The organism is Chitinophaga varians (assembly GCF_012641275.1).
GTDB classification, from domain to species: Bacteria; Bacteroidota; Bacteroidia; order Chitinophagales; family Chitinophagaceae; genus Chitinophaga; species Chitinophaga varians_A.
Window position 1 is genome coordinate 1 of sequence record NZ_JABAIA010000006.1, and the last position, 18,060, is coordinate 18,060.

General features: G+C 47.7%; 14 protein-coding genes. 11 read left to right on the forward strand and 3 right to left on the reverse strand.

The annotated features are described in order from the left end of the window. The 4 genes from HGH92_RS33230 to HGH92_RS33245 form a co-directional block, all read left to right on the forward strand. A partial coding sequence (locus HGH92_RS33230; protein ID WP_168875174.1) for a condensation domain-containing protein occupies window positions 1-578 on the forward strand: 578 nt, incomplete at its 5' end. 37 nt (window positions 579-615) lie between these two features. Beyond that, window positions 616-6,327: a non-ribosomal peptide synthetase gene (locus HGH92_RS33235; RefSeq protein WP_168875175.1), complete on the forward strand. Its 5,712-nt coding sequence runs from the start codon at window positions 616-618 to the stop codon at window positions 6,325-6,327. Window positions 6,328-6,347: 20 nt separating this feature from the next. Beyond that, window positions 6,348-7,307 carry a TauD/TfdA family dioxygenase gene (locus tag HGH92_RS33240; RefSeq protein ID WP_168875176.1) on the forward strand — a complete coding sequence of 320 codons (960 nt, stop codon included), beginning with the start codon at window positions 6,348-6,350 and terminating at the stop codon, window positions 7,305-7,307. A gap of 26 nt (window positions 7,308-7,333) precedes the next feature. Then, window positions 7,334-8,626, forward strand: coding sequence for a KamA family radical SAM protein (locus tag HGH92_RS33245; RefSeq protein ID WP_168875177.1), 1,293 nt, complete (start codon window positions 7,334-7,336; stop codon window positions 8,624-8,626). Window positions 8,627-8,634: 8 nt separating this feature from the next. Here HGH92_RS33245 and HGH92_RS33250 read toward each other — a convergent pair whose 3' ends face one another. From HGH92_RS33250 to HGH92_RS33260, 3 genes are all read right to left on the reverse strand, one after another. After that, window positions 8,635-9,618, reverse strand: a complete 984-nt coding sequence (locus HGH92_RS33250) for a serine hydrolase domain-containing protein (protein WP_168875178.1) — start codon at window positions 9,616-9,618, stop codon at window positions 8,635-8,637. Between the two features lie 112 nt (window positions 9,619-9,730). After that, entirely contained in the window at window positions 9,731-10,414 is a 684-nt protein-coding gene (locus HGH92_RS33255) for a type 1 glutamine amidotransferase domain-containing protein (protein WP_168875179.1), read from the reverse strand. A 182-nt stretch (window positions 10,415-10,596) separates the two neighbouring features. Continuing rightward, window positions 10,597-11,163 (reverse strand): Crp/Fnr family transcriptional regulator, encoded by a 567-nt coding sequence (locus HGH92_RS33260; RefSeq protein WP_168875180.1) that lies wholly within the window; start codon window positions 11,161-11,163, stop codon window positions 10,597-10,599. A 260-nt stretch (window positions 11,164-11,423) separates the two neighbouring features. Here HGH92_RS33260 and HGH92_RS33265 point away from each other — a divergent pair, with 260 nt between their 5' ends. From HGH92_RS33265 to HGH92_RS33295, 7 genes are all read left to right on the forward strand, one after another. After that, complete coding sequence (locus HGH92_RS33265; protein WP_168875181.1) at window positions 11,424-12,926, forward strand: Gfo/Idh/MocA family protein; 1,503 nt, start codon at window positions 11,424-11,426, stop codon at window positions 12,924-12,926. Between the two features lie 69 nt (window positions 12,927-12,995). Continuing rightward, a complete protein-coding gene (locus HGH92_RS33270) occupies window positions 12,996-13,229 on the forward strand; it encodes an acyl carrier protein (protein ID WP_168875182.1) in 234 nt (77 codons plus the stop codon). 173 nt (window positions 13,230-13,402) lie between these two features. Then, complete coding sequence (locus HGH92_RS33275) at window positions 13,403-13,990, forward strand: Crp/Fnr family transcriptional regulator (RefSeq protein ID WP_168875183.1); 588 nt, start codon at window positions 13,403-13,405, stop codon at window positions 13,988-13,990. 61 nt (window positions 13,991-14,051) lie between these two features. Then, window positions 14,052-14,960 (forward strand): haloalkane dehalogenase, encoded by a 909-nt coding sequence (locus HGH92_RS33280; protein ID WP_168875184.1) that lies wholly within the window; start codon window positions 14,052-14,054, stop codon window positions 14,958-14,960. A gap of 163 nt (window positions 14,961-15,123) precedes the next feature. Continuing rightward, complete coding sequence (locus HGH92_RS33285) at window positions 15,124-16,419, forward strand: hypothetical protein (protein ID WP_211092828.1); 1,296 nt, start codon at window positions 15,124-15,126, stop codon at window positions 16,417-16,419. A gap of 176 nt (window positions 16,420-16,595) precedes the next feature. Then, complete coding sequence (locus tag HGH92_RS33290) at window positions 16,596-16,997, forward strand: VOC family protein (protein WP_168875185.1); 402 nt, start codon at window positions 16,596-16,598, stop codon at window positions 16,995-16,997. A 174-nt stretch (window positions 16,998-17,171) separates the two neighbouring features. Further along, window positions 17,172-17,870: a hypothetical protein gene (locus HGH92_RS33295; protein ID WP_168875186.1), complete on the forward strand. Its 699-nt coding sequence runs from the start codon at window positions 17,172-17,174 to the stop codon at window positions 17,868-17,870. Window positions 17,871-18,060: the final 190 nt, after the last annotated feature.

Here is an 18,060-nt window from a genome sequence, read left to right on the forward strand (position 1 = left end):
CACCTGTTGCGGGGCGTCATCACCCCGACCTGGAAGACCAGATCGGTTATTACCTGAACACGCTGGCCCTGAGAAACGAAGTTGCAGGCAGCCGGAGTTTCAAACAGTTGCTGGCATCGGTGCGGGAAACGACCTTGTCAGGTTTTGAACACCAGGTGTATCCTTTTGACATGCTGGTGGAGGAGTTGGGACTGGGAGGAGATTTGAGCCGGTCACCGCTGTCAGATGTGGTGGTGATATTACAGAACATCCGCTTAAACGATGAGCAACAGTTAGAGATGCAGGGGCTGGAAGTGACGCCGGAAGCGGCATCCCTGGACATCAGCAAGGGGGATTTACGTTTTCAGTTTTATCACGATGAACAAAGTGGAGTGCTTCATGGCAACATCGAGTACAACAGTGATATTTTTAACCGGGAGCGTATAGAACGGATGGCGGCCCATCTCGGCCGCCTGATGGAGGCTGTTCATGCTAATCCGGCTATGCCGGTTGATGAGCTGGAGTATCTCGCTGAATCCGAGAAACAGCATTCCATGAAACGAGCGCTTTCTTTCAATGCCAATGTAGACGAGGACTGATGTAATAGTCCAGATTGAAGCATTAAACGCCATTAATATGAAAAATAAACTTATTCACACTTTAATAGAGGGACAGGCCAGGCAATATCCTGACCGGGTGGCTGTAGCAGGTTATGGGCTTCGTATGAGCTACCATGATCTGAACGGTTATGCCAATCAACTGGCCCATGGCCTGCTGTCATTGGGTTACCGGGACGAAAAACATGTGGGTGTTTATGCCGGCGGTGGCCCATTACAGGTGGTTGCGCTGCTGGCCTGTTTTAAGGCAGGGGCCGTGTATGTTCCGATGTCGGCAGACCAGGCTGTTCATCATCTGTTACAGGTGATAACGGAGACCGGGATGCAGGCCATCGTTACCACTACGGCGCATGCGACCACGCTAAAGCAATTGCTGGCCGCCCATGTTGTTAAGATCGATACGGTAATTATCCTGGACAGTCCGGTGGACACCGTGTTGCCGTTGTCGTTTGAACATCACCTTCCCATAGAAAATATTGTATACAATGTAGCTGACCCTGATCTGGACTACGATGCGTCCGGCAGTGCTTATGTGTTTTACACTTCGGGTTCTACGGGCAGGAGCAAAGGCATCATCGGTTCCCACGTGTCGCTGAGCCATTACATCCACTGGCATCAGCGGGAGTGGGGCATAGACGGTAGTTTCCGTATCAGCCAGCTGGCGCCGATGACTTTTGACGCTTCGCTGAAAGATATCCTGACAGGTCTCATCGGCGGTGCTACTGTTTGCATGCCCGACAGCTATATCAAAAACAATCCGGCGCTGTTGGTGGAGTGGTTAAGAAACGAGCAGGTCACGCTGCTGCAAACGGTTCCTTCTGTTTTCCGGTTGATCACCGGCAGTTTGCAGGAGTCAGGAGCTCCGCTTGCCGACCTGCGTTACGTGGTACTGGCAGGCGAACGTTTGTACGGGCGTGATGTGTTGAACTGGAAGGCTGCCAATGGCACCACTGCGCGGTTATCGAACCTTTACGGACTAACAGAAACGACTATACTAAAAACCTATTATCATATTGAAAGCTGGGACTGGCAGCCGGGAGAAGTACTGCCGGTGGGTGTTCCGATCACTAACACCATGGTGGCCGTTGTTAATAACAACAGTTTATGTGTGGGAGGGGAGATAGGAGAAATTTATATCAAAAGCCCTTTTATCAGCAAAGGTTATATCGATCCCTCGCTCAATGAACAACACCTGATCCGGAATCCATTGGGGGATAGTGAGCTTGACCTGGTATGGCGCACCGGTGACCTCGGCCGTTATCGAAACGACGGCAACCTGGAGATACTGGGCCGCCGCGATGAGCAGGTAAAGATCAATGGAGTACGTATAGAGCTGGAGCAGGTGCGTTCGGTGGTACTACAGCAGGAGGGAATTATGCGCGTAGAGCTGGTAGTATACGCAGGAGAAGACTTTCAGCAGGAACTGATTTGTTATTATACAGGCAAACGTTATGTCCCGGACCAATTACGGACGTTATTGTCAACTGATCTTAACCCGGCCATGTTGCCCGGTTATTATGTATGGATGGACAGTTTCCCGCTGAACATGAATGGTAAAGTGGACCGGAAAGCACTTCCCCGACCGGAGGAGATATTGCTCAAAGCCGGTTATGAAGAGCCAAGAGCGGGGCTGGAACAACAGGTGGCCCAGGTCTGGCGGAATGTACTGGGTATTGGCATTATTGGGCGGGAAGACAACTTTTTCAGTGTTGGCGGCTCTTCCCTCAAAGCTATGCAGGTAGCCACCAGGGTATATAAGGAGCTCGATGTACAGCTTACCATTGCTGATATCTTTGGTCACCCGGTTCTCTGTAAGCTGGCAGAATATGTTCGTCAGAAAAAGGCAGCGTCTTATCAGGCTATACCACGTGCAGGCATACAGGATAGTTATCCTTTGTCGAACTCCCAGCGGCGTTTGTGGGTACTGAGTCAAATATCGGAGCAGTCTGTTGCCTATAATATCGTTCCGGTGTACCGGATACGGGGCGTATTGGATTTAACCGCACTGGATGGCGCTTTTCAACGTTTGTCTGAACGTCATGAGAGCCTGCGGACAGTTTTCTTCCTGGAGGGCGGTGAGCCCCGTCAACGTATCCTTCCGGTGGGACAGCCCGAATCGGGGTTGGTGGTACGTTCTTTTACCGGTACGAATGCGGAGGCACAGGCCTATGAATATGCCGCCGGCATTGCGTCGGAGCCTTTCGATCTTACGAATGGCCCTTTGTTCAGGACAGAGCTGTTGGAAATAGCAAAGCATGAATATCTGCTGGTATGGTCTATCCATCATATTATCTCGGACGAATGGTCGATGGGAGTGATGGTACGGGAGGTCATCAGTGCCTATAATTCACTCGCCGAAGGCACCGGGCCAATGTTTGAGCCCCTCCCGGTGCAATATAAGGATTATGCGGTATGGCAGCAGGCAGAAGTGTCAGGCGAACTGTTTTCCAAACATCGCCAGTACTGGCTGAAACAATTGGAAGGAGAACTGCCGGTACTGGCATTTCCGGCGGACTATACCCGTCCTTCTATCAAACAGCATCAGGGAGCCGTGCTGCGGACCGGTTTCCCGGCAGAAGACAGTCAGGCATTTCAACAATTGCTTCGCGATAAAGGCCTGACCCCGTTCATGGGTATGCTGGCTTTGGTGAACGTGTTAATGTTCCGGTACTGTGGGCAGTCAGATCTGATCATCGGTACTCCGGTGGCCGGTCGTGACCACCCGGACCTGGAAAACCAGATCGGATATTTCCTGAATACATTGGCATTACGAAACCATATTAAAGGAGAAGACAGTTTTACGGAAGTGCTGGAAAATATCAGATCAACAACTGTTTCGGCATTTACGCATAAGGCTTACCCATTTGATCTGTTGGTGGAGGAACTCGCCGTCAGGCGTGATTTGAGCCGGTCGCCATTATTCGATGTGATGGTCATATGGCAGAGCGGACAGCAGGATGATGCTGGCCAGCCAGCATTAAACGGGCTGGAAATAGAGAGCGTGCATCTGCATGACACGGTGAGTAAGTTCGATCTTACCTTTTCCTTCGAATTAAATGATGGCATATTTGATTTTCAGATAGAGTACGACACGGCATTATTCAGGAAAGAGCGTATAGCGCAGATGGCGGCCCATCTGGGAGGGATATTACAGGCGGTAGTACAGTCGCCGGCAGTAGCCGTTAAAACCCTGGACTATCTTCCGGCAGCGGAGCGGCAGCTGTTGCTGGATACCTTCAATAACACCGGCCGGGACTGGCGGTTGGAACGGAAAGACCTGGTCAGCTGTTTTGAGCGGCAGGTATTGCAGCACCCGGATGAAATTGCGCTGGTTACCGGAGAAAAAATATTTTCTTTCAGCGAGCTGAATAGTTTAGCGAATCAACTGGCAGACCGGCTTCGGCGCAACCACGGCATCACCGGCGGACAGTTGATTGGTATCAGCATGGCTCGCAATGAATACCTGGTAACCGGCATCCTGGGCGTGCTGAAAGCAGGTGCTGCTTATGTTCCGCTTGACCCTGCGTATCCCGCAGACAGGCAGGATTATATTATTGAAGACAGTGGACTCCAGCTGATCCTGGTAGACAACACCTCCAAGACATATCAAAGAAAGGTACCGGTACTGGACCTCAGTGCTGAAGATACCCTGAAGGACTACGCAACTTCAAATACCGCTGTTGTTGCCCGGCCGGAAAGCCTGGCGTATGTGTTCTATACATCAGGATCAACGGGACGTCCCAAAGGAGTGCTGATCCGTCATGAAGGGGTTGTCAATATGCTCAGCGCTGTAAAAGAGCAGTTGGGCATCACATGGGCCGACAGATGGGTGGCGATCACCACTTATACTTTCGATCTGTCGGTGATGGAGATGTTATTGCCGTTAACGATGGGTTGCCGGCTCGTGCTTGCCGGAAACGACGAATGTAATGCGCCCGAGCTACTGGCAGCTTTGCTGGAAAGCAGCGGAGCAACGATACTCGAGGCTACACCGGCCATGTGGAACCTTTTGCTGGCCAGTGGCTGGAAGGGCCGGGAAGGGTTGCTGGCCATTTCGGGAGGAGAGGCCATGAGTGAGGGGCTGGTGCAGCAGCTATTAAAGCTGACGGGGCGTTTATGGAACATGTACGGGCCAACAGAGACGACTATCTTTTCCACCATATTGGAAGTGAACAGTCCCGAGCAGGCTAATCTGATCGGCAGGCCTATTGCCAATACCCAGCTGTATATCCTGGATGCCTGTCAACAGCTGCTGCCGATAGGCGTGCCGGGTGAGTTGTGCATTGCCGGCGATGGCGTTGCGCTGGGCTATCTGAATAATGACCTGCTGACGAAGGACCGTTTTATTCCCCATCCATATGGGAAAGGAAAACTGTATCGCACCGGAGATATTGCCAGCTGGACCGCCACCGGGGATGTTATCTTTTACGGCCGCAGGGACAACCAGATAAAGGTCAACGGTTACCGTATTGAGCTGGGAGAGATCGAAGAAAGTTTGCTTGCTTCCGGTTTGTTGCGTCAGGCAGTGGTCACTGTATATCAGGCAGGAGCGGAGAAAGTGCTGGTGGCCTATTATACTGCAGATGGCACTGTTTCAGCAGAGGCGCTGCGTTCATGGCTGCAGGACCGTTTGCCGCAGTATATGGTCCCGGCCTATTTTATGAAGATGGAGCAGTTGCCCCTGACCACCAACGGGAAAATAGACCGCAAATCTTTACCGGCGCCACAGGCACAGCAGCAGGTGTACCGCATGCCGGTAACCGCCGCAGAAAAGGCTTTGGCGCGCATCTGGGAAGAACTGTTGCAAAAAGAAAAAATAGGTCTTGATGACAACTTCTTTGAGACAGGCGGACATTCATTGCTGGCCATACAGGTGATATCCCGGATTGCAAAAGAATTCAATCACAGGCTGCCATTAGGCATATTCATGCAGAACCCCACGATAGGCGCACAAGCTGCTATCCTCGCAGCTACGCAACGAAATAATGAGCCGGCATTAATATCAGCAATGGGTGTCCATAAAGCCGGAAGGGCCGCTGTTTATTTACTGCCGCCATTGATCGGGTCACCGCTGATGTACGGGAAAATGAGTATCGCCCTGAGTGCCGCTTATAATTGTTATGGGCTACAGGACGCCGGGTTTGAAAATGCTCAAAAAATCGACCAGTCACTGGAAGAGAAAATCAAACGTTTTGCTAATCAGATTATGCAGCATACCACTACGAAGAAGGTCCGGCTACTGGGCTTCTCCTATGGGGCAACAATCGCGTTTGAGATCGCAAAAATACTGGAGCGTGAAGGTATGGAAATCATACTGGCCGTGGTGGACAGGCCGGTGATCAAACGAAAATTGTTCCTTAACCTGAAACGCAGCCCGGCGGAGCATGAAGATATCAACCGGTTTCTTGAGAGGATCAGCAGAATTGATCCCACCATATCCTACCTGTCTGATATTAACGTCAATTGGAATAACAATATCAGGCTGATGGAAAAATATAACCAGAAAGGAAAGGTGAAAGGACCGCTGCTGGCATTCAAGTCGAAAGATAACCTTAGCAGGGACTTTCTCAGCATGGACGACTGGAAGGAATTTTCCTCCCATGCATTTGCACACCACTATTTAGAAGGAGACCACTACGAATGTCTGGACATGGACGATAACATTGCCCGGATATATGAAGTGCTGCTTCAATATGATCATATAAAAGAGACAGTCAATGCAGACTATTAAAACACTAAAAAAATCAGCATATGTATCTGCAAGAAAAAACAATCAATGAGCAGGCGCTCCCGAAGGTGCTGCACTTTAACGAGAACATCACGGTCGATGACTTTATTGCATGGGCACGTACCCCTGAAAACCCTGTACATCAACGGGTGTTGGAGTCCGGCGCTGTTTGGGTAAGAGGCCTGAACATCGACTCTGCGGAAAAATTTCAATACCTGATGCAGGAGCTGTACCCTAAAACGAAAAGTTTTCTTGATGGGAACTCCAGCAGGGGGAAATATACCTCTACGGTGTACAACGCTTCAGAATATGACGCAGGGTCCATCATACAGCTGCATACAGAGTATTCCTACTCCGGAGAATGGCCTTCCGTTATTTGTTTCTGTTGTGTTGTAAAACCTGATCTGGGAGGAGAAACAACGGTAGGTGACTGCAAAGCGGTGCTTGAAAAGCTGAGCGCTCCGCTGGTAAATGATTTCCGGAAGAAAGGGATCACTTATGTCAGAAACCTCCACGGAGGACAGGGCTTAGGGCCATCCTGGCAGGAAGCATTCGAGTCAGAAGACAAAAACTTCATCAACGATTATTGCGCTAAGCATCATATCACCGTTGAGTGGCGTAACGACGGAACAGGAAGGTTTATCCAGACAAGACCGGCGATCAGGCTGCATCCGCAGACAAATGAAGAACTGTGGTTTAACCAGGTAGACCAATTCTATCCGCAGATATATGGTCCCGAAGTATTTGATGCATTGCTGGCAATGAGTAACGGCATAAAAGAAAATCTGCCTATGTATGCCACCTTTGGTGACGGAACGGATATCCCACTGGAATATATCCAGGAGATCATTAAAGTGCTGGAAGAAGTGACGATCCCGGTGAGCTGGGAAAAAGGAGACCTGCTGATTGTAGATAATATGGCCTCTTTGCACGGAAGACTGCCCTACAAGGGCAACAGGAAAATACTTGCCTCTATGGCGTAACAGAAGACCCTCTTAATTGACTTGTTATGACACCCAAATATAAATCATATAACATCCATGCCCTGGAATCTATTCCCTATCTGCAAAAGATGGACAAGGCAATTATTGAAGACATCAAAATTGTTGGCGAAATATATCCATTCAAGACAAACAATTATGTGTTGGACAACCTCATCGACTGGGAAAGAGGAATTGATGACCCGATATTCAGGCTGAATTTTCCTCATCGCGGCATGCTGACAGAAGAACACTACGATAAGTTAAAGTGGGGAAGGGACCGCCTTGCTAAAGATGAGTTTGCCGAACTGGTAGATCAGATACGAATGACGCTGAACCCGCACCCGGCTGGCCAGACATCCTTCAATGTGCCGTTTGAAAATGGCGTGAGACTGGAAGGCCTTCAGCATAAATACAGAAATACCGTATTGTATTTTCCCAGCCATAGCCAGACCTGCCATGCATATTGTACTTTTTGCTTCAGGTGGCCACAGTTTGTTTCCAATGCGGAATTGAAGTTCCAGTCAAAAGAACTCGATTCACTGATCAGGTATCTGAACTATAATCCTCAGATCACGGATGTATTGCTGACTGGCGGAGACCCGATGGTGATGGGGCCACAGATCCTTTCCAGGTATATCGACGCGTTGATTGGCGTGAAAAGTTTGCGCAATATCAGGATCGGTACCAAGTCGCTTACTTTCTGGCCATTCAAATTTACAGCTGAGGAAGGGCATCAGGAGGTGCTGCAAATACTTCGGAAGGTTACCGACAGTGGGAAACACCTGGCCATCATGTCGCATTTTAACCATCCGGCAGAATTGAAGTCAGATGTGGTGATCGACGCGATAAAAAACCTGAGGGCAACAGGTGCTGAAATCAGGACGCAGGCACCGCTGCTCAGGACCATCAATAATAAAAGCGAGATTTGGTCGGAAATGTGGGAACGCCAGGTACAGCTGGGATTGATACCCTACTATATGTTTTTGCCAAGAGACACAGGTGCACAGCATCATTTCGCGGAAGACCTGCGGACTGCGTTGCATATCTATAAGAACGCTATCCAAAAACTAAGCGGTATTTGCCGTACCGCCAAAGGGCCGGTGATGTCGGCGCTGCATGGCAAAGTGGAATTGCTGGACTGCGTGGACGACGTGTTTTATTTGCGTTATCTGCAACATCGCGACCCTGGTATGGCTTACAAGGTCTTTAAGGGCCGTGAGGCCATTGACAATCCCAAATGGTTTTCTGATCTTACCACTGTTGATAAATATGAGGAGCGCTATTTCGAGGAGGTGAAGCGTGTTGAGGTAGGAGTGTAAGGCAGGACCTAATAACGAACGGCCGGAATAATATAGTTAACCAGTATTTCAAAAAACTGTTTGGCCTGCCGTGAGTCAAAGTTTCCCTGTGTACAAACAACCACCAATGCCAATTCCCTGATCACCAAAATGTATTGCCCACCATTGCCCGAGCTGAACTGGCAGGTATAATAGCGGTTGCCCGCTTTTACGGACTCCGTGTACCAGCAAAGCCCATAATAGGCTGGCTTGCAGAGCGTATCTGTAAGTCCGCTTTGACCAACAAAAGAGAATGAAGGAATTCCGGTGATGGGAGAGGTGGCAATGTGCAGATATTCAGATGAGATGATATGCTTATCCAAGAAATAGCCATTGTGTAAAACCAGTTGCCCGATTTTAAGCATGTCCGGCCCTGTCATAAAAAATGAACCACCGGACATATAGTTGCCGGAAGGGTCTTGTGTCCATCTATAGTCCCTGATCCCCAGCGGGGCAAAGAGGTGTTCGGCGGCGAAATCCGCGAGCGGTTTTCCTGTGGCTGCTTCTATCACTGCGCCGGCGATCAGCGCATTGCAGGTGCTATAGGACCACCGCTGGCCTGGTTTGTGGGCCATCGGCCTGTCCAGGCAGAAGGCGATCCAGTTTTCACTTTCTTCCATAGGTGTTTCACAGTCATGGGAGGAAAAGAACTCTTCGCAGATGAGCCCTGATTTCATGGCAAGCAGGTGCCGTAGCGTAATCTCTTTCTTCGGGCCGGTAAAAAAAGCAGCGTAGGCGGAGTTGTGGAAGTACTGAAATACTTTGTCGTCAAGACTATGCAGATATCCCTTGTCTATGGAAATGCCTGCCAGCAATGACAGGATGGATTTAAAAGATGACCTGATGTCAAACAGCGAATCTGCCTGGTGGCCAGGGAAATAGTGTTCATAGATAAGGTCATCTTTTTGATAGATGAGCAGACTGTAGAGATTAGGATACTTGCTGTCAGTAATAATGTTTTTCAATGCATCCATCGGTAGGTGCCGTTAGGGATGTTAATTTAATACTTTTTATATAAAAAAGTATGTCCGAGAGGATAAGAAAAGCCTTACAGCATCTGGCTGTAAGGCTTTGATTCACTTGTGCTTATTTATTTATGCGCTGAAGTGCTGCCAGCATTGCTTCTCCCACTGCTTTTGCAGAAGCCGGATTTTGGCCGGTGACCACCCGCTGGTCTGTGACTACATGCTGCTGCCAGAGGCCGGACTTTTCAAAGATGGCGCCGCGCGCTATTAAAGTTGTCTCCAGCAGAAAAGGGACCACCTTATCCAGTTTTACGGCCGCTTCTTCTTCATTGGTGAAGGCATTGATTTTTTTCCCGCCTACCAGGTATTGGCCATTGCTTAACCGGATGTTGACGAGTCCGGCAGGGCCATGGCAGACAGCACTGACTATGCCGCCGGCTTCGTAGATCCTGCCGGCAATGCCGGCCAGTTCGGTATTGTCTGCAAAGTCCCACATGGCGCCATGTCCGCCGGCATAAAAAATAGCGTCATATTTTGAAGGGTCTATGGCCGACGGTTTCATGGTATGCGTTATTTTTTGGTGATAGGTAGCGTTGTTCCAGAATTTTTTGTTGATGGGATCATCAAGATTGAATCCATCGACAGGGGCTTTGCCACCTTGTGGGCTCACAAAATCAATTTCGTAGCCGGCATCGTGCAGGACTTCCCAGGGATGCGCCACTTCCGCGAGATAATAGCCGGTGGGTTGACCGGTACTGCCTTTTTTGTCGTGGCTGGTCACCACAAACAGAATTCTCTTTTCCATATGTTTTCCTTGTTGTTTAGTTTGTGCAGCTGCCGGATTGTGCGCAGCACTAATAGCCATTAAGCCAATAATGATTGATAAGATTGCCTTTTTCATATGTTCGATTTGACAAGGCAAAGCTCTTCAAAAGGGCCATGATGGCACAGGAACTTTATCACAAGTTTAGTGTGATACAGATCACACTATTTGGAAAAGCGGCTCAGTGTCTCCCTGGAGACACCAAGGTAGGCCGCAATCAATGTCTTCGGTACCCGTTGGAAAAGTTGAGGATAGGTGGCGAGCAGCTGCTGGTAGCGTTCTTCGGCGGAACTGTTTAATAACGATAAAATCCGTCTCTGTAAAGCAACATAACCGGCATTCGATTTTCTTCTGAAAAAATGCTCGATTTTATGCAGATCGGCGCATATTTTCTCCCTGTTATGCAGGGACAAACAAAGCACTTCTACCTCTTCAATACAGTCAATGGCGAGGCTGGAAGCCGTTTCATTGAAATATGCCTGATAGTCCGTGATCCACCAGTCTTCCCAGGCAAATTGGAGGATATGCTCTTTGCCGTCGTTGGGATTGGTGTAGGATGCTTTTAAAAGGCCTTTGGTAACAAAGAAATCATAGGGGACGGGAGTATCTTCCTGAACGAGGAACTGGTGTTTTTTATATTTTTTGGAGGTGAAGTGGGACAGGATGTATGCAAACTCACTGTCAGTGAGGGGAGTAATTTTTTCGATCTGTTGTCTTAGTAGTTCGCTCATGAGACGCCGGAGTAGGATACTTTAAAGCGAAAGTACAATATAACATTTTCTTTTTATTGCATTTTCCAAATAAATCACTACTTTAATATCGGAATAACACAACATCGAATGTTGTCTGCCATGAAAAACCTATGCACATAAAATTGATGTCCTATGATCAAACGAATTGCACCAACTGTCCATAACCGATATTGATGAATTAACTGGTCACAACCTTATACCTCAAGAATAGCCAGACCTGCGCTGAATATTAACCTATCATGAAAAAGAAAGACACCGTTAATGTGATTTTAATTGGGTGTGGTCCGCACGCCAGACGTATTTATCTTCCTGCATTACGTAACCTCAAACAGGTAAAACTGGCTTTGGTGGTTGACCTGGAAAGCGAAGCACTGACCGTACGTAATGCTGTTGCCGATTTGGAAACGGAACTGTGGCTGATCCAGCCTTTTGCAGGTGAGCTGCCTTCTGCATTGAAAAACAAACTTTCCGCATTTGTTGCAGAAAAGCAGATTGACGGGGTCATTATCGCTACAGAGCCGCTGGTGCACAGAGCCTATGCGGAATGGGCTTTAGCTGACGAACTCAATATCCTGATGGACAAGCCCATCACTACAAGAACAGATGTCACCAGCAATTTAGATCATGCCCGTGGAATCCTGCAGGACTATTATGCATTGCTGGACGCGTATAACGATCTTCAAAGGAAAACGGAAACCGTTTTCATGATTAATTCGCATCGTCGTTTTCATAAAGGGTTTCAGTTTGTGCAGGACCAGATCAGGGAAGTGGCAGCGCGGACAAACTGCCCGGTCAGTTTTATTCAGGCATATCATAGTGACGGACAATGGCGGCTGCCCCATGAAATTATCTCGCAGAAGTACCATCCCTACTGCTTTGGCTATGGGAAGGCGTCTCATAGCGGGTATCATATTTTTGACACCATCTACCGGTTTTACAAAGCCGCCGCATTGCCGGACAAAGTAGCGGATGAAATGGAAGTGGTCAGTTCCTTTCTGAAGCCTAATGGTTTTTTTACGCAGTTAAATGAAAATGACTACCAATCTGTTTTCGGAGAAGCGTATAAACAGGTTAATCCATGGTCGGAACAACAACTACGGGAGATATGCAGGAATTTCGGCGAAATGGATGTTTCATCCGTTATTGCCCTGAGAAAATATGGAGAGGTGATCGCGAATTTTAATGTAAACCTGATCCATAATGGATTTGCTGGCAGAACATGGCTGATGCCCGGAGTGGATTTGTACAAGGGCAACGGAAGGATTAAGCATGAAAGTTATCATATCCAGCAGGGCCCGTTTCAAAACATCCAGGTACATGCCTATCAGGCATATGACAAACATGATCAGAACAGGGGGCCGGAAGAGCAGCTGGGTGGAAAAAATCATTTTGATATATACGTGTTTCGCAATCCGCTGATTGCCGATGGGGATATTCAACCGAAGGTCTATAGGTATTCAGATTTGGCCGGAGGCCAGGCTGGTGAAGACGGTGCAGCCATCACCATGGAACGGGTCAAGTTTAAAGTAGTGGAAGAGTTTGCTGATTATCTGGCCGGCAGAAAACTGAAACACCAAGTTACTTCCCAAATAGATGACCATGTTGTTCCTGTGAAGATGATGAGTGGGATTTACTGTTCTTATATTACCGGACAAAGGGCCAGCTACGATATTGAAATGGATGCCATCCGGCCCTCAAGTCAACACTACTGTAAAAATGGTAGCTCCGGTGCTTTGGTGTAATGAGCTGTTGAACCATTTGGTGTAAAAAACGTTATTCAATCACAATTTTCACTTCAAAAACCATAACGTATGAAAACACCTATTGAATCAACAATCATTAGTGAAATCAGCCATTCCATTGGCGTGCCTGAGAATGCGATCTCTGCTGATCAGACAATGGATGATCTGGGAATGACTTCTATTCTGGCAGTACAGCTGTCATCTAAGCTGCAGCAGCAGTTTGGTATAACAGACATGAGTGGCATCTCTACCAGTAATACCGTCGGCGAGCTTGTGGATTATGTTCAAAGTAAGGCTTCCTAAAGCAGGCCTTTAATAATTCAGTTGCCGGAAAGCATTATACACAAACGTATAATGCTTTCCTCTTTAGTTAGTATAGGTATTAAATAATATTTGAATATAAAATAGCGCTGTATTTTATTATATTTTGGTTGACGGGAGGACCGTTCTATCACCACAAATACTAACAGTAAAAGATGTACGAGGCTGTTATAAAAAACCTGCGTCGGCACATTGAGCCGACCAGGGAGGAAACCGAGATCTTTTTATCGCTGGCAGTGGCTAAAACCATCAGGCGGAAAGAATGTTTGCTGAAAGAAGGAGATGTGGCAAGGCAGCAGTTCTTTGTGATCAGCGGCTGCCTGCGGACCTATACCATTGACGCAGGTGGTAAGGAACATGTTTTAATGTTTGCGCCGGAAGACTGGTGGTGCAGCGGTGACCTGTACAGCTTTTTGTCAGGGCAGCAGAGCGTCAATAACCTCGAAGCGCTGGAACCCACCACGCTGTTACAAATCGGCAAAGATGATCTGGATGTTTTGTTCCGGCAGGCGCCGGCATTCGAACGGTTTTTCAGAATACTGTTTCAGAATGCTTTTGTTTTTCATCAAAACAGGATCAGCGCCAACCTGTCGCAGCCGGCAGAAGGCCGGTACGCATTGTTTACACAGACTTACCCTGACCTGGAAAGCCGGATACCGCAAAAATATATCGCCTCGTATATCGGTGTTACCCCCGAATTCTTTAGCCAGATGAAGGCTAATATGTTCCGGAAAAAACCTTAATGTACCTTATTTTTTGAGGGGGGACGGAGTTGTTGCTTTGTAGTATTAAATCATTCGGTATATGGAACACAAAGCAACCGTACAGCCTGTTTTCAGCGAAAAGCCTTTCGCGGAGAAAAAATTTATCGACATAAAAGGCCGCCGCATGGCCTACATAGATGAAGGAGAGGGCGACCCCATTGTATTTCAGCATGGCAACCCCACGTCATCTTATCTCTGGCGGAACATCATGCCTTATTGCCGTGGCCTTGGCCGCCTGATTGCCTGTGACCTGATTGGCATGGGTGATTCGGAAAAGCTCCCTGACTCCGGGCCCGGACGGTATTCCTATGCGGAGCAACGCAGTTTTCTTTTTGCCTTGTGGGAGGAATTGAAGCTAGACAGGAACGTGCTGCTGGTACTGCATGACTGGGGCTCTGTATTGGGTTTTGACTGGGCCAACCAGCACCGTGTCCGTGTGCAGGGTATTGTGCATATGGAAGCCCTGGCTGTCCCTTTTAAATGGGATGAATTTGAACCTAAGATGCGGGATTTGTTCCGGGCACTGCGTTCCCCTGCCGGCGAAGAGCTGGTGCTAAAGAACAATGTCTTCGTGGAAAAAGTATTGCCGGCAGGGATTTTCCGGCAGCTCAGCGAGGCCGAGATGGCGGAATACCTGCGTCCTTATCTTAACGAAGGGGAGGACCGCCGCCCCACCTTATCATTTCCGCGGCAGATAGCGTTGGATGGCGAGCCAAAAGAAGTGGCCGGCGTGGTGACGGACTATGGAAGGTGGCTTCAGCAGAGTTTTGTTCCCAAGCTGTGGATTCATGGTAACCCTGGCGCCGTGGAGAATGACAGCGTTCGAAAGTTTTGCAGTACCTGGCCCAATCAGACAGAGGTATCGGTAAAGGGTAAACACTTCCTGCAGGAAGACAGCCCGATGGAAATAGGGGAAGCCATTGCTGCCTTTGTAAAAAAGTTGCGCTAACAGGAGGATTTCCGGGAAAACAGAGAAGCCTTACAAGTAAATACTGTAAGGCTTTTTGATGTCGTGTCGTGTTTTTATAGTTATCTAGTGTAGTCTCCGGAGGTTTTTAAAGTAGGGTAAAAGTGGTTATTTTTGGCCCTATTTTTGGAAAATCGAGGACTTCATGCGAACTACATTAAAATCACTATGTCTGCTGGTGTTACCATTGGCCAGCTTTGCTCAGAAAACTGTTTTGCCCGGACACCCAGACGTTAACACCTCCCGTTTGAAACCTGGAAAATCACTGTACACGATCTATTATGTAAAGGATAACAACTGGGACAAAAAGGGAACTTTCACCAATGAAATAAGCGTTTCCGGGAATGAACTGAAGTTTATAGCCGACTACACCGATGAAAAGGGAAAATGGTACAAAAAAAGAACTTCTGTCGCCGATGCCAAAACACTCAGCCCGGTCAGTTATAAGTCCGAGGGCCTGAAAAGCACGCTGGAAGTGAATTTCGGTAACCCTGTTACCAGTAAGGAGCGTTTTGTGAACGGGGCTAAGGATAAGCTGGTAACATTGAAGCCTAACGGTAAATATGTCGATTTTAACGTGTCAGAAATCATGTTTACCACTTTACCGCTGGACGTGGGATATAAGGCCATCGTACCGGAATTTTATTTTGGTAACAGTCCCGACAGCGTATTATCCAACTATGTTGTAAAAGATGTAAAAAGCTACATATTCCGCTCGCTTAAAACAGGCAATCATGAAAGCTGGCTGGTGAATGTACTGGAAGAAGAATCCGGCGCGGTTTACACGTATATCATAGATAAAAAGGACCACCGGATCTGGCAGCGGGAAATGCCTGCCGGCAAAGGCATAACGGAAATCTGTGTGAACGAGGAGCTGGATTATCAGCCAATAGAAGCCAGGTTCGATAAAGAAGAAAATCTCAGAAGAGTAGAAAAGGGCAACAGTGTTATTACCGGTACTGCCTTTGCGAGAGATCACAACGGCAGTAAATTGCAGGTAGTAAACATCCAGAGAGCGCAATATGCCCCTAAAGGCACCGTGGTAACTATTCTTCCTAATTCCGCCTATATCGAGGAATGGAAGGAAGTGAACAGGAAGATAAGGAAACGCGGGAAGCTGCCTGAGGTACCGCTCGATCCTAACGTTGGCGCCTGTGTTAAACAAACAACCGTGTATGATGACAAAGGGCATTTCGAATTCACTAACCTGATGCCTGGCGAGTATATCCTGTATACATCCTTTGGCTATACGCACCGGTATTCCTACTCCTATCAGTCCGGAACATCGAATTTAGTCCACCCAAGCGGAGCGGTATTGTCATCTTCTCCTATTTATAGTTCAGGTAGCGGCGCCACAGGAGCCACTGCACAGATAGAAACGAAAGTCACCATCAAAAAAGACGGTGATAAAGTGGATGTTACCCTGAAAGACGTGCGATAAATTTTTCGACAAAATCAATAATACGAAACGCCTTCGACTGATGTTGAAGGCGTTTTTATTTTGAGTAATAATTTGAAAATCAATGTGTATAATATTTCTGGTATTAATATTTTATGCCTGCTGACATAAGGCTGTCACCGGTGTTTTTTTTCTTTGTGTGACTAAAAACAGTAACTATGAATTTTTCTTCTGCCAGGATTATCACCGCAGACATTAAGCGCCTTGTTCAGTTTTATGAAAAGGTGACCGGAACACCCTTCACATGGTATACAGACGAGTTTGCTGAACTGCGTACCCCGCTGGCATCGCTGGCTATTGGCAGCACTAAAACACTGGCATTCTTTGGAGGAGAGGCAGTGGCCACGGCCGCCACTAACCGCTCTGTTATTATTGAGTTCAGGGTGGAAGACGTTGACAGCAGTTATGAAGCACTGGCCGAATTCCTAAACGATGTGGTGGTACAGCAACCAACAACAATGCCTTGGGGAAACCGGTCTTTGTTATTCAGGGACCCGGATGGTAATCTCATTAACTTTTTTACACCGGCAACTTCCGAAGCGAAAAAGAGATTTGATTAATCTTATATGTCCTAGCCTTACGACGCATCGTTGTAAGGCTCTTGCAGTATTTCGAATAATGACTATAAAGAGGAGAGAAGGTGTAACGAGTAGTGTGACTTTTGGTGGTGACAGCAGAAAACTATTTTTGGGAAGAAATGGTAGCCCAATGATTTTATACTTAGTTTAGCGGTTATGATGGATTTATCTGATGGAGAGCGACACATTCGCCGTGTCACGAATTTTCAGGACCTTGTTACTACGCCATTTAAAGGGGAGGTCAATGCGATTTGCTGGGCCCGTACACTTGCGGGTGATTTTTCCGAGATCGTTAACAAGATAGCACTAACCGGCAATATAACGAAAGTTGACCCGGCGGAGCTTCGTGCGCTTCAGCTGAGTGAACAAGGGGAACTTGCCCGCGAAGTGCTGCTAAACGACCTGCAGGCATTGAAAGATCATGGCGCCTCACCGGTCCTTAATGTGATCGATCATTATGATCAGGATGATACCTTCCCGTTTTTTCCAACCGATGTTTATTCATTTCACGTAGATCGTTCTCCCATACCAACGGACACCTTTTTATGCACCTACTATGGTGATGCCAGTGACATACTGCCCAATGCACAAGGTCAACAGAAGATACTTATTCCTGCCATACGTGCTGAGCTCGAAAAGCTGTATCATGGGCCGGCGGAAGGTTTTGACTCATTTTTAAGCGAACATTTCTTTGATCTGCATTACCAGGCGTCGCCTGATGCACGTCCAATCAGCTTAGGCGTCGGCAACCTGTGGCGGCTGGCGGTTGATCATCCTGAAAGCCAGGTCCCTCCCTGTCTTCACCGGGCGCCAAGAGAAAAATCCGGGCAGAAAAGGTTGCTGTTGATTTGTTGATGATAAATCCTGTTCGGTAGCATTTTTTAAAAAATAATACAACAATCCGGAATTAATAACTAATTTTAAGGCAGATACCTTTTCTATAACAGGGTACCTGTCTTTCTGCCTTTATATATTCCCGCCCGCCTTTATTTATTCCCATGTTTTTTCTGATAGCGTTCGCTTATTTAATTATCGAATATAACTA

Bases quoted from the DNA above. Each gene is read 5' to 3' on its own strand.
- HGH92_RS33235 (WP_168875175.1), top strand. From the start codon at position 616: ATGAAAAATAAACTTATTCACACTTTAATAGAGGGACAGGCCAGGCAA.
- HGH92_RS33240 (WP_168875176.1), top strand. From the start codon at position 6,348: ATGTATCTGCAAGAAAAAACAATCAATGAGCAGGCGCTCCCGAAGGTG.
- HGH92_RS33245 (WP_168875177.1), top strand. From the start codon at position 7,334: ATGACACCCAAATATAAATCATATAACATCCATGCCCTGGAATCTATT.
- HGH92_RS33250 (WP_168875178.1), bottom strand. From the start codon at position 9,618: ATGGATGCATTGAAAAACATTATTACTGACAGCAAGTATCCTAATCTC.
- HGH92_RS33255 (WP_168875179.1), bottom strand. From the start codon at position 10,414: ATGGAAAAGAGAATTCTGTTTGTGGTGACCAGCCACGACAAAAAAGGC.
- HGH92_RS33260 (WP_168875180.1), bottom strand. From the start codon at position 11,163: ATGAGCGAACTACTAAGACAACAGATCGAAAAAATTACTCCCCTCACT.
- HGH92_RS33265 (WP_168875181.1), top strand. From the start codon at position 11,424: ATGAAAAAGAAAGACACCGTTAATGTGATTTTAATTGGGTGTGGTCCG.
- HGH92_RS33270 (WP_168875182.1), top strand. From the start codon at position 12,996: ATGAAAACACCTATTGAATCAACAATCATTAGTGAAATCAGCCATTCC.
- HGH92_RS33275 (WP_168875183.1), top strand. From the start codon at position 13,403: ATGTACGAGGCTGTTATAAAAAACCTGCGTCGGCACATTGAGCCGACC.
- HGH92_RS33280 (WP_168875184.1), top strand. From the start codon at position 14,052: ATGGAACACAAAGCAACCGTACAGCCTGTTTTCAGCGAAAAGCCTTTC.
- HGH92_RS33285 (WP_211092828.1), top strand. From the start codon at position 15,124: ATGCGAACTACATTAAAATCACTATGTCTGCTGGTGTTACCATTGGCC.
- HGH92_RS33290 (WP_168875185.1), top strand. From the start codon at position 16,596: ATGAATTTTTCTTCTGCCAGGATTATCACCGCAGACATTAAGCGCCTT.
- HGH92_RS33295 (WP_168875186.1), top strand. From the start codon at position 17,172: ATGATGGATTTATCTGATGGAGAGCGACACATTCGCCGTGTCACGAAT.